The 12,679-nt window shown below is 57.3% G+C and carries 10 protein-coding genes; 6 read left to right on the top strand and 4 right to left on the bottom strand.

Translation table 11 applies throughout. The features are described 5' to 3' along the window. The first annotated feature begins 1,293 nt into the window (after positions 1-1,293). The 4 genes from ACQ4WY_RS25485 (at position 1,294) to ACQ4WY_RS25470 (ending at position 3,374) form a co-directional block, all read left to right on the top strand. Entirely contained in the window at positions 1,294-1,833 is a 540-nt protein-coding gene (locus tag ACQ4WY_RS25485) for a hypothetical protein (RefSeq protein WP_436506476.1), read from the top strand. 221 nt (positions 1,834-2,054) lie between these two features. Continuing rightward, entirely contained in the window at positions 2,055-2,651 is a 597-nt protein-coding gene (locus tag ACQ4WY_RS25480) for a hypothetical protein (protein ID WP_436506475.1), read from the top strand. 11 nt (positions 2,652-2,662) lie between these two features. Next, a complete protein-coding gene (locus ACQ4WY_RS25475; RefSeq protein WP_436506474.1) occupies positions 2,663-2,995 on the top strand; it encodes a hypothetical protein in 333 nt (110 codons plus the stop codon). After that, positions 2,982-3,374 carry a hypothetical protein gene (locus ACQ4WY_RS25470; RefSeq protein ID WP_436506473.1) on the top strand — a complete coding sequence of 131 codons (393 nt, stop codon included), beginning with the start codon at positions 2,982-2,984 and terminating at the stop codon, positions 3,372-3,374. Before ACQ4WY_RS25475 ends, ACQ4WY_RS25470 begins: the two co-directional genes overlap by 14 nt. A gap of 224 nt (positions 3,375-3,598) precedes the next feature. On the opposite strand, the gene ACQ4WY_RS25465 is transcribed toward ACQ4WY_RS25470, so the two are convergent. From ACQ4WY_RS25465 to ACQ4WY_RS25450, 4 genes are all read right to left on the bottom strand, one after another. Continuing rightward, positions 3,599-6,016, bottom strand: a complete 2,418-nt coding sequence (locus ACQ4WY_RS25465; RefSeq protein ID WP_436506472.1) for a DNA repair protein — start codon at positions 6,014-6,016, stop codon at positions 3,599-3,601. A gap of 105 nt (positions 6,017-6,121) precedes the next feature. Next, entirely contained in the window at positions 6,122-7,360 is a 1,239-nt protein-coding gene (locus ACQ4WY_RS25460) for a metallophosphoesterase family protein (protein ID WP_436506471.1), read from the bottom strand. Positions 7,361-7,362: 2 nt separating this feature from the next. Further along, the gene (locus tag ACQ4WY_RS25455; protein WP_436506470.1) at positions 7,363-8,766 is read right to left on the bottom strand and encodes a recombination directionality factor; all 1,404 of its coding nucleotides are present in this window, start codon (positions 8,764-8,766) and stop codon (positions 7,363-7,365) included. 162 nt (positions 8,767-8,928) lie between these two features. Beyond that, complete coding sequence (locus tag ACQ4WY_RS25450; protein ID WP_436506469.1) at positions 8,929-9,777, bottom strand: site-specific integrase; 849 nt, start codon at positions 9,775-9,777, stop codon at positions 8,929-8,931. Between the two features lie 266 nt (positions 9,778-10,043). On the opposite strand from ACQ4WY_RS25450, the gene ACQ4WY_RS25445 reads away from it, so the two are divergent. After that, positions 10,044-10,364 carry an H-NS histone family protein gene (locus ACQ4WY_RS25445; RefSeq protein ID WP_436506468.1) on the top strand — a complete coding sequence of 107 codons (321 nt, stop codon included), beginning with the start codon at positions 10,044-10,046 and terminating at the stop codon, positions 10,362-10,364. A 512-nt stretch (positions 10,365-10,876) separates the two neighbouring features. After that, positions 10,877-12,649: a ShlB/FhaC/HecB family hemolysin secretion/activation protein gene (locus ACQ4WY_RS25440; RefSeq protein ID WP_436506467.1), complete on the top strand. Its 1,773-nt coding sequence runs from the start codon at positions 10,877-10,879 to the stop codon at positions 12,647-12,649. Positions 12,650-12,679: the final 30 nt, after the last annotated feature.

Here is a 12,679-nt window from a genome sequence, read left to right as displayed (position 1 = left end):
TCATCTCGAAAATTCTTGTTTTGTAAAATTCAACCACATCATTGTGACGGGGACGAGCAATATTAAACCTTAACGGCTTCAAGGCTTGATCGGAAGGGCATCTACCCAAAGGCACACTTGGTCCTGTTCAAATACCTGTTATTGGCCGATGCATGTGTCGGCCCTTATGTGCACAGAAGCTCAACGCACGGTGAATCATCTTTTTTCGGTGAACTTCGTCATGGGGCGCCTTGAATTCGTCAAGAACTACTGCAAAAATGAGAATGCTTTCTGTGAGAATCGCTCTCACATTGCTCCTGCCCCATCCATCGCGGACGTCTGGCAGGATCTTGCCACTCACGTGGTGAGCGTTGCGGTCGTCACCCGTCAATCACCTGTCGAGTAGTACTTCGACACGTTGCTTCGGCAACCGATCTTCGCCTGGTCAATTACCAGGCTGATTTGCGCAAGCAGAGGATCGTTTGCGTCAGGAAGTACCGTTTATTCGATACTTCCTAGATTAGGCCCCTGTTCTCCGGAATGGTGGGCCTTCTTTCGCTTGTCTATCGGTTTTTGACGCTAGCCAGGCATATCTTCTCGTGTGCGGGGCATCGCGGTCCCCGTGCGGGGCCATGGTGCCTTCTTTTTTTGGAGAGCAATCATGTCCCAACGACAATTTCTACAGGATCAGCAGTACCCGCTTTGCGTTTTGCTCGGCGGCACCGGGTTACGTGAGGTGAACGGCGAGGTGCATGTTGTGTGTGCACTGCTGCGGCCAAGCTCAGGCGACCCTCGGATATCGCACGCTTCAGCGCACGCGCAGACGCCACATCAGTGTCATCCTGGCAGTGTGTTCCAGTACCTGAGGTCGGGCACAGGATCGTTGTTTGCCTGTGTTGTACATCTCGCGACTGAGCTCTGGTTGCGGCGAACGCAGCTGATGCGGCGCCTTGCCCGGAGTGCTTCACATTCCAGACAAGGCGCTTGCTGAGGAGACCAACATGGGAACCAGGGTATTTGGAAGGGGCGTCGAGCCTGGCGGAATGGAACTCGACAATGAGCACTTTGAGGCGGAGTGCCCGGCATGTTCGCATGAACGGGCCAGGTATCACAGCTGGGAAAGCGCCGAGTCTGGCTCGATCAATCAGCACTGGAGCATTGATTGCCCCGCATGCGGTTATTCGTTGCCAGATGAGGGGGAGTGCTAAATAGATTGTCTCGTTTGCTTGTTAACGGGGCGGGGCGTATGTAGATGAGGGAGCACCAGCATCCGATGGGATGCCGGCGTTCCCTTTTGTTTTTGCGGAGGACATCATGCAAAACGATGGAGAGATGAGGACCGGAAAGCGGCGGCGCTCCTTGGTGGACATTGAAGAGGAGCGGGTTTGGGCGAATCTTTATCGGCGCGCGGCAGACCCAGTGATTGCCGCAGAGTTGGTGGCGCATCTGGAAAAAAACGGTGAAATGCGATTGCAGCATAGCGGCCTGTATTTGCGTTGTAAACATGTGTTGCGAAGAGAAAAAGCGCGCCAGGCACGCCTGCGCAAGATTGGTGCTGCGATCCGTTGGGTAATCCATATGGTGATCGGCGCTCCCCTCGGTTGGACAAGCAGGTTGTTCAGGTTTATGGGAGCGGTCCTCCTAGCCTGTTTGCCCGAACGCGAGGATCGGGCAGCCGCTCAGTTGGGCAGGTTGACATCTGGGGATGCCAATCAGGTTGATGCCGGCCAGGAAGTATCGCCGTCAGAAATTGCTCGCCCATTGCGTGAGAGCGTTGCAACTGACGCTGGGCAACAGGCCGGTATGAGCGCATCTCGGCGTCCGACAAAGCGCGCTGGCGGAAGGGCGCGTTGATTCACGATCGAGTCTGGAATAGCGGCAGGCGGTCGCGTTGCAAAGACAAGTGCTGTAGCTGATGAGTGCGGGTTTTTTGCACGGGAACGGCATCATGCCCGGACGCACTAGGAGTCGGCTGGCTATCGGTGAAGTATTGCGCCGGCCGATACGCGGCACGATGCCACCGTCTCGTCGATGAGTTTATGTAGTAGTCGCGTCTCGTCGGCACGACCTCGCAAATGCTGTTTGCATTGTTCGATGTAGGCGTCGAGATCAGCGAGCCTTGTGATACCCACCGGTTCAAAACCAGTGACGTAGCGCAGGCGCTCGACGTCTCTCGACGTCAGTCGGATATGTACGCCAAGTTGCAGCATGTTTTTGCCTATCGAGGCCCCCATCAGATCCTGTATTCGGCACACAAGGCTTTCTGTGCCGATACCGTTGCTCAGGATAGGCATGGATTGAGCAGATTTCAAGTCGCCAGCATACGCAAGGCTGGCATCGTCCAGGTTCCCTGCCGTGTGCTGGCATCGCTTGCCCAGGACATTTCAATTCCCTCAAGCATGGAGGACATCATGAAACATCATTATTTACTCTGGAAGAGGAGTGGGAGTCCATATGCCAGCGTAGCTGGAGAGGTTGACCCGCTCATTGAGCAATTAGAGGCACTGCCTCCAGGTGCGCGCGTGGTAACCCGGGACGGCGCGCAGTTTATTCGAACAAATAGGACGTGCATTTGCTTTTGCGACCTGACGACAGGGCACCTGTGTTCAGCAAAGGATCTTTGCTATGGACACGGTGGATCCTTGGCAGACGGCGCAGGGCATTTGCACTGAGGAGTATTGTCATGGATGACGTCACTAACATAACAATTGGTTTGATTTATCACGAGTATTGCCGCGCGCTGGACATCCGTTACGATGAACGGCGTCGACACGACCTGATGAGCGTGATGTTATATCGCGCCGAGGAGATGGGGTATGACGACTACAAGCGGGGCAATGAGCAGGTGCCGCGCCTGTTTAACCAGGAGATCGGATTACGGGATGCCTGGCTGATGGGGTTTGCGCAGGCGGCTATCAGCGACAGTGTTGAACAGTTGAGAGCGTTGCAAAGGAAGCGCCAGCACGATACTGCCGAGGAGGTAGAGCGCCACGGAGGCGATGATGGACGATGCTAACGAGGTTCATGGTCTTGCTGTCGTCCGGCAATTCATGGAGGCGACCGAGAGGTGGCGTCCGGATAGCGATGAGTTGGTGCATCTGGAAGCATTTCGGGCAGCTCTGCACTTAGGCTACGAAGACTACTTCGACGGAAGGGAGGAAATGCCGCTGGTGTTTCTATTCAATGAGTCGCTGCAGGAACTGTGGCTGGAAGGTATTCGCCTCGCCAAGACGGCAGGCGAAATGCGCTTATGCCGTGCGCATGGTGGATGGAAATGTGATTGTGCCAACACAGTAGGTGGTATGTGTTGGAGAAACCATCTGCGTCAAATGAGGAGGAACGAGCGGCAAGGCAGGGTGGCTCACCTTGGCCTACGGCTTACAGAGCCGCATTGAGTGATCATGCTGGCAAGCATTTATCACGACAATGGGGGCACTTACCCCTCGTACCTGCAGCGGTGGAAGTGCTCAGATGAATGAGGGATGATGAGCGGTAGCTCGCTCATCATCCCTGTTTGTCCAGGCATTCTTCAATCGATGGCACGGCCAGAGGATAAGAAGGGCACACCAGAAGGCGGCTTGGCGGGTGATGTGATGGTGACTGGTGGGTATATTGAAAACTAGATGAGATCGATGGTGGCGTCAGCCATGGCGGCCAACTCGGGTGTGTGTGAAATAAAAAACTCTTGTTGATAGTTACCCAGTTGCATGATTTGGCGTTTCATCGCCAGGAACATGCGTTTATGCTCGGCATCAAAGGCGCCATCGGCTTCGTCCGAGAATAGGGTTTCGCTGCGCCGGCTATCCGACTCGATCAGGTACAGGGCCATGGCGCGCGTGAGGCATTCGTTGATCCAGACGCGCTCACCTCCGCTCATCTTAGAAACACTTTTCGCGAAGCCGGTATTGGCATCATGCACAATAATGTCAAACCCTTCCTTGGATTGGCCTTTGCCCGACTCCAGCAGCGTGCGAATGGATACCGTAAAGCGCGCCCCATAACACGCCATCAATAAATCGTTGGTGAGCATCGACAAGGCGGGGCCCGCGTCGTCAATGGCCAATGCGATGACCCCGTCGTTCCCTAGGCATGTGGCGAACAGAGACCAGTTCGCAGTCTGCTTTTCGATATGCGCGATCCGGGCATCCAGGGCGGCTAGCGTTTGACGTTGGGTTAGTAGCTGGCGTTGAAGCTCAGTCAGGCGGTGCTGGCGCCCGATCGCTTCGTGCAGTTGTGTTTCACATTCTGTGAGCTTGTCCGTGAAGTGAGCGATTTCCTGCTCGGCCTGCGCGAGACGAACCGGATCGAACGGCAAAGGCAGAGCGGAGAGTTGCTGTTCAATACGCTTACGTTCTATGCGAATACCCTGCGCGATCTGAGCGCGCTCACCTGCAATGGCTGCTAGTTCCTTGTCGACGCGTGCTTTTTCCTGTTTTTCGGTGTCCGTATCATGGTCGACGGCCTGCGCGAGCAGGTGAATCCGGCGGATCACATCGTCGATGCTGTCCCGTGCTTGCTCGATCTCGTTGGCGCGCGCAGCGACTTGCTGATTGGTTGCGCGTCTTTCCCGAGTACGATCCAGGCGGCGTAGTGCCCGTGCCAAGCGCTCTGCCGTGTCCGGCATCGCGGCGATTTGCGCGTCCAGCTGTGACAGCACCTCGGTTTGCTGGCGCTGGGCGTGTTCCAGGCGGCGCAGCGATTGTTCGTGCTGGGGAATGATGGGACGGGCTGAGCGGGCGTGTTCGAGTAGCTGGCATTGTCCCTGGAGCGCGGTCCCCGCGCAGGGAACGAGGGAGGTGAGTAAGAGGCGCTGGTGCAGTGTTCGGATCTGGCATACCGTCTCACCGATTTCCCGGTTGAATCCATCGATCTTTTGCAGGGCTACAACACGCTGGGACGTTGCCTCCGTATGCCGATCATGCAACTGACGGCAGGTTGCGGCATGATTGCTGCGGTATTCCTGCAGGCGTGTCAGGATCGGTAGCCGCTGAACGGCGCGGGTCACACGTCGGTGATCGGCGTTGAGCAACCGCAGGTTCGCATGCCGGCTTACTGCAGCTAGATATTCCTGCGCATGCTCGTGCCGCCGCTGCACGATCTGGTGGATCATGGCCTTGCTTACCGCGATGAGGTCGTGTTCTCGCTCGTCGATTTGCTGATTGCGTGTCAGCAGGCGATCGCGCAGGTGCTGCAGTGTTTGGTTGAGCTGCTGGTGCTGGTTCACGTAGGTTGCGGAGACGGTTTGTTCGGCCTTGAAGGTGGCCAGTGCATTTTTTTTCGCATCCAGCGCTGCCAGTGCTGCCTGCCTGCCGCGTTGTAAGGCCTCCAGCGCGCCGTCGGGCGTGCTCAATTGCCGTGATACCTCGTGATTGTCATCGATCTGTTGCTGTAACAGTCGCCGCTCCTGCTGCAATCCGGAAAGCCCGCAGCGCAGCAGTTTGGCCGTCTCCGCAGCCTGTAGCCCCTTGGCACGCACGCGCTCGAGTCCGAGCAGGTCACTCAATAGCACTTTGATTTCCGCATTGCGGTAGTGTGCCAGTTGGCGCTTGTTCTGCGCCGAGAATGCCGTGGTAAAAAAAGTGGCTGCTGGGCCGACGATGTCCTCGACGCAGCGTTGGTATGATTCCATCCGACCATCGGAGAGGCTGCCGTCTGGGAGTTGCACGGGCTGCCATGTACCAGCGCAGAGCTGATGAAGGTAAGCCTCGCTCCTGCGTTTGCCGTTGAGGCGAATGATGACCTGGGTGCGGTATTGCCGTCCCCCCATTTCCCACAGGAGTTCCTTGCGGTTGAGCGGCAAGTACACCTCATCGTAGTAGGAAAAGCTGCCAAGGCCTTCAGCCCCTGCCTTGGACGGCATGGTCGGATAGGGCGTCATGTTGTCTAAAACGGTAGTTTTTCCGCGTCCATTGGGGCCGACGATGGCCACCAGTTGGGCGCCGGCTGTGAGGCGCTCGAAGTCGAGCGTCAATGTTTCTTTGTTCATCCCATCGCGAATGCCGATGAAGCCCGTCAAGGTGAGGGAAAGAGGGCGCATGATGGTCTCTCCTGGTCAAAGTGTCTTCTGATCTTGAGTATGAAGCGGAGCACGCGCACCTCAAGGCTGCACAGACCCATTTCGTGAAGCATTGCATCCGCTTGTCTAAGCGTCGCCAGCAACTGTTTCTCCTGAAAGGGCAGCCATAGCAATTTCAGCGGGTGAGCGGGTGGTTAACTGGGCCAGACACGCTAATAGGGGCGCTGCTGGCGTGTCGACCTGGCGTGCCCACGTATCGATTTGCTCTTCAAGTTGATGGCAGCGAGCAATTCCCTCCGCTCTCGTACGGACAATGGGAATCACACGGCCTTCGAGCTTGATGCCTGCGGCGCCACGAAACAATGACGTGATCGCTTCGCGGTCGATGGTGGCACGTTCCTCTTCAAGGCACTGCCAGCGGATACGCACCCAGGCACCTTCGATGGAGTGGATAGCGACGTATTGGCGCAGTGCATCCATATCTGGCTGCCCGGCAAACGCCAGCTCCAGTGTGCGGCGAGCCGGGGTCGCAACGAGTTCGCAGCAAGCCCTATCTGCGGTGACGTCCCACATCAAGAAACCCTTATTACCTTGTTCGCCGTAATGTAAACGTCCGATAGAACCCGGGTAGGCGATCATCTGCCCATGCTGCTCCCACGCCTGATGCAGGTGAATATGCCCCAGCATGAACGCATTGGCTTGTGCCTGAAACAGCGCGCCTGCGGTAAATTCGTGGTCCAGCCCGGCCATCGGTACCCCATGTTCTGTCATACAGCCAATCACGGTACCGTGGGAGAGCGCGATAGTGGGAATGCCCCGCTGGCGCGCCAGCAGATTGCCCGGCGCGTAACCAGCCAGTAGGTCCGCAAGATAGTGTCCCATCGCCTGTCCCGCGTGTTCCGCGCCGGCACTGGTGGCCAAATTCGCCTTATTCATGGTCGGAACGCACGAGCAGAGGAGGGCGCACTCCGCATCGCACCATTCTTTGGTATCGAAACGGGCGTGTGTCGAAGGCGTCCATTCACGCCGGGTAATGAGAATGACCTGCTGCAGACGGTTGGCCACGTGAATGGGATACCGTCCTCCTAGCAGTGAAAACAGATCCAGCGTACCGGGTGGTTCGTGTGAGAAGGTCCCTTGTAACATCAGCACTGGGCAATGGTCGGCCAGGCGCCGAATCTGGCGCGCAAGCGCCATCAACGCCGGCGAATGGGCATCCAGGGCATGATCGGTGGTGTCGCCAGTAATGACGGCGACCTCTGCCTGTCTTGCGATCGCCTGGTCCACGGCATAGGTGAAGCACGTATCGACCTCGGGCAAGGTCGATACTGCATAGTGCAGATCGGAAAAATGAGCGATGCGCATGATTATTTCTCCTTGGCTGGCGCTGTTGGAGTGCGTGGCCTGGATAAATGCGTGTCGGACGCGCGCAAGCGGGCGTTGACCTTGTCACAAAAGCCTTCCGGATCATTTTGATAGCGTTCCAGTTCCGCCAGTACGCGTTGGCGGCCATTTACATTGCGCCGCCAGCCGGCGCCCCACTGGCGATCAGCAAAGAGGCCAAAGCGCTCCCGTTCCACGCCATAGGCTGCGGCGAGGTCGAACAGGGTGTTGATCGCTTCATCTTCGGTAGCTGGGGCGTCCTGCGCAGGTAACGCAGACTGTATGGATTCGGGGGCCGGCTTCTGCTTTATAGATGCTCCGGTCTCCGCAGGTTGTTCCGGTGTTACGACATATCCATCATCGGGACCGCCACTCGCTAAGGGCGCGTCTTGCTGTTCATTGTGACCCTGCAAAATATTGGCGGCCTGATTCGCCAAGTGTAAAGCGCTTTCATCGTCGTGCTGGATCAAGAGAGAGGAGACATCGATCGGTGCTTCCAGTTCGATGATCCAGTGTGCGCTGCGCACGGACTGCCCGGTTTTTGGATCGATATGCGAGACGTCACGCAGCTTTTTGCTGAAATAAAAGGGCGTGCGGTGCTGATCCAGGAAGCCGGCCAGTCGGCCACCGCGCATGAATGAGATGGTTTCAAAGCGTTCGATGGCGCGGCTCATGGCATAAAAACTGTTCGTGTGCAGCACGAAAGCGTCGATCGAGGGAATGCCGGGAATATAGAAAATGAACTTTCCGCTCAGATTGCATTGCCGGTTCTGAAATTCCGGGCAGTTTTCAGGATCGCAAACGCCATTGTTTTCTGGCCGCAGTTGGAGTGGCCGCCCACCGAAGGTACGTACAACGCGCTGGCTGCGCTCATCAAAGCGGACGGGGGCGTACATTTTGCAGTAGCGGGTATGGCCATCCGACGCATATTCGCTCCAGTAGCGCTTGTCATTGCGTGCCCAGGCGGCCAGTTCGTGTGGCATGACCAGTTGCCAGGTATCGGCAGGAAAGATGACTGGAAAACGATACAGCCGGATGACGCCGTCACCCCGATCCTCACCAAAGGCCGCCAAAATCTGCGCTGCCAGGGCTGGGTTGGGAAAGTCATTCGGACGCACGGTGAACCAGGCCACATTTTTGGGAACAAGCGGTGTCTTGATATCCGGGAATGCCTCGGCAATTTTTTGTCCGATCTCTTCAAATGAACAGTTTGAGGCCAGCCCTTGTTCGTACATCGCCTTGGCTTGCGGATTGCTTGCGGCCGCCTTGGTCAGCACTTTGATGCCCGCCCGAATCGTGCCGCCGGTGGGAATGCGGGCTGGCCGTTCGCCAAGGACCGTTGGCGGAGCGCCTTGCGGAAGCGAGCGATTGACGATTTCCTTGTCCATGATGGTCTCCTTTACGTGAAAATGAGCGATGAACCATCCTCTCATTGGTCTGTAGTGAGTCAACCCGGCTATCGTGTCCAGACTCTTTCCCATGGCGCGAGCGCACGTGGGCGGTCCGAGCAACGGCAAGACTGAATGCGTTCAGGGGCGTGAAGGTAGGGACTACATACGCGGATGTGGTGGTTTCTGGGTACTCTTCGACAACAGGCGGCGCACCGTACCGGCTCGCGTCCCAAGATAAAACGCGATCTCCTCGGCTGTGCAGCCGTCGGCGTGCAGGCGATGCGCGACGGAGCGGCGCGCGCCCAGCACACCAAGGCCAGGCAGATTGGTATAGCGGAAGATGCGCTGCAGGACATCGTGCAGGCCCTTTTCGGAGGTGGCTTTCGCCCATGGCGAAGTGAACGACTCACCGGTCCGACTGAGAAATAGGCTACTGTCGTCCTGCAGTCCTCGATATTCGCTCCGATCGCTGACACCGTATCCAGCGGCCACGCGCCACGCCAAATACGCGTCAAGCCAGTACAACGCTGTTGCGTCGCAAAGTAGAAGCGGGCGTGCTATGCCATTCGACGCGGCATGTGCTGGCAGCCATGGCGGCGAGCGGCGCCGGCCCGACGCATCGATGTAGTCGGCAACGATCATCCTGGCGATCTCATTCGGGCGTGCGCCGGTATGGATAAGCATGAGGAGAAGGGCGATATCGCGCTGTTTGCAGCGACTATGCCGTGCCGTGTGCAGCACCAGCTGCTCAATGTGCGTATGGGCAATGATCGGAGGTGAGGTTGTGGCCGCATGTTTCGCCAGCGGCACGAAATGTTCCAATGCCTCTAGATAATCTTTCTCATGCGCGCGGATGATATGGGCAGTGGGAGTACTGTCTTCGTCGATGCCGATCACACCTACGACGGATTGTAGATCCCGCGCTAAATCGGTGACGGATTTGGAGACAGTCGACTTCGTGACACGAAACTGCGCTGCGATCTGGTCATAGGTCTGCCCTTGAAGCATGGCCAGAAGCCAGGTCGATGCACAGGGAGTGGATCGTGGCGCCATAAGATTGTGTTTTCGGCAAAGGGGATCTCCGCTATTGTTGTCGGGATTATGAAATGGCTCCAGCCGAAATCGCCCCCGTTAGCAAGGTATTTCGATGGCACAAGGAGGAAGAAGGCTGCTAAAACACGCACGAATTGTTCTAGAATGGCGTTGACTTGGCATACGTGCTCAAGTCACATACAGGTGTCACCCAAAATTTGTCCTACTTTCAAGGAGTTCGTATGGATATCTCATCATTGTCGCTGGCCGAGTTAAAAAAGCTCGAAGCGCAAGCAATTCAAGAAATCAAGAGCCGACAAAAAGGCGAGCTGGAAAAAGCCCGTGCAGAAATGCTCGCAATTGCACAGCGGGTTGGCGTACCGCTGACACAGTTGATCGCTGGTGCACCAAAAAATGCAGCGAAGGGGGAGAAAAAAGCAGTGGCTGCTCTATATCGCAACCCAGACAACCAAGAACAGCAGTGGAGCGGTCGCGGCCGTCAACCTTTGTGGGTCAAGTCGTGGATGGATAAGCACCAGTCGCTCGACGGAATCCGTATCTAATTAAGAAATTTTCAGAGTAAAACCACGCAATTGTTGTGGTAATGACCTCGCCTTGACTATTTCACAGTTCTGGGACCGTTGACGCGCTAGATGGGGGCGAAAATATTCCCCCTATTTTCTTGATGTGATTCTTTGGTACGTATTCATATATCGCCATATGCTACCTTGTCTCGAGGGCATCAGCAGTTCATTGATCCGAAGAGCATAAAGAAATCAAATGCTTAGCCGGCTCATTGACCATCGAGTGGAAAGAGTTTCCTTTATAAAATGCCATGTTCTTACTGATTAGGTAAGCCAAAGCCCTGTTTTTACAGGGCTTTTTTTTATGTTATCGATGCCGGCCTCCATTGCCTGCTCTGCTGCCGCAAGGCCGCGCGGGATTTTACTAGTGGTAATTGGATAGTTGAATGGCAGTTACCAAAGAGGTAAAGTTCTCAAGAAATAAATAAAATTGCCATAAGGAAATATTTATTTTATAATCTACTTGAGTAAATAATTACGTAAGGCAACATATGCACCTGCGCTTGACGCCATGGTGCGGTGTATTTTTGTTAAGCGGCACCTTGTGTGCCGCCGTGTCCGCGCAGACCCGTCCCGAAATCGCGCCGCCCCTTTCCAATCCGCCTGGCACCAGCCAGCGCGATGATGCCAGCCAAGAATTGATACGCCAGCAAGAACGTGAGCGCCTCTTGCGTCAGCAGCAGGAGCGCAATCCCGACGTGCGCCTGCTTGAGGCACCCGTTGCCGTGGCCGCCAATCGCTTGCCTGCCGGTGAATCGCCATGCTTTACGATTGACCAGCTTGTATTGCGCGGCGAGGACGCCGCGCAATTCCAGTGGGCGCTGGCTTCCGCCGGGCGCGATGACCTGGGTGCGCCTGATTCTCCGCTGGGGCGCTGCCTGGGCACGCAGGCCATCAATGTACTGATGGGGCGGCTGCAAAACGCCATCATCGCGCGCGGCTATGTCACCACGCGCGTGCTTGCCGAACCTCAGGATTTGAGCCGTGGCACGCTGGCCTTGAGCCTGATACCGGGGCGTATCCGCCAGATCGGCTTTGCACCCGGCACGAATCCCCGCGCCACCTGGTGGAATGCCGTGCCGGCGCGCCCGGGCGACTTGCTCAATGTGCGCGATACGGAACAGGCGCTGGAAAACTTCAAGCGCGTGCCGACGGCCGAAGCCGATATCCAGATCATGCCGGCCGAGGGCGGCAACGCGAAGCCGGGAGAGAGCGACCTGCAGATCCAGTGGAAGCAGGGTTTGCCGTTTCGCCTGGCGCTGGGCCTCGACGATGGCGGCTCGCGCTCGACCGGCAAGCTGCAGGGCAGCGTGACCCTGTCGTATGACCATTGGCTGACCCTGAACGACCTGTTTTACCTGAGTCTGAACCAGAACGTTGACGGCGACCGCAACGGCCCGCGCGGCACGGCCGGCATGGTGGCGCATTATTCGATCCCCTATGCCTACTGGCTGCTGGCCTTCACGGTCAGCGACAGCCATTACCACCAGTCCGTGGCCGGCATCAATCAGGACTACAACTATAGCGGTGCCAGCCAGAATCGCGAAGTAAAACTGTCACGCCTGGTGTACCGCGATGCGTCGCGCAAGACGACGGTTTCCCTGCGCGGCTGGCAGCGCGCCGCGCAAAATTTCATTGATGACACGGAAGTGGAAGTGCAGCGCCGCCGCATGGCCGGATGGGAAATCGGTATCGGCCACCGTGAATTCCTGGGCCATGCCACGTTTGACGTCAACCTGCAATACCGGCGTGGTACGGGCGCGATGGATGCGCTGGCCGCGCCCGAGGAAGCGTTTGGCGAAGGCACTTCGCGCCTCAAGCTGGTCCTGGCCGATGCGGCCCTGTCGGCACCGTTCACGCTGGCCGGCCAGCCGCTGCGCTACTCGGGTAACTGGCGCATGCAGCACAACCGCACGCCACTGGTGCCGCAAGACCGCTTCGCCATCGGCGGGCGCTACACGGTGCGCGGCTATGACGGCGAAAGCAGCCTGTCGGCCGAGCGGGGCTGGCTGCTGCGCAATGAGCTTGGCGTGCCGCTGGGCAGCAGTGGCCAGGAAGCGTATGCCGGTCTCGACCATGGCGAAGTATCGGGACCATCCGCCGAATGGCTGATTGCGCGGCGCCTGACAGGCGGCTTTGTCGGCTTGCGCGGCCAGTGGCTCGGGGTGCAGTACGACGCCTTTGTCGGCTGGCCCGTGCATAAACCTGAACTCTTCCGCACGGCCAGCCGTACGGCCGGCTTCAGCCTGAACGCCAGTTACTAAGACGCCGCCACCCGCCAGCCGTTCTTTCCC

Source organism: Janthinobacterium salmonicoloratum (assembly GCF_051380845.1).
Lineage (GTDB): Bacteria > Pseudomonadota > Gammaproteobacteria > Burkholderiales > Burkholderiaceae_D > Janthinobacterium > Janthinobacterium lividum_F.
The sequence above is the reverse complement of the archived record's forward strand: the minus strand, read 5'-3'. Positions and strand labels throughout refer to the sequence as shown.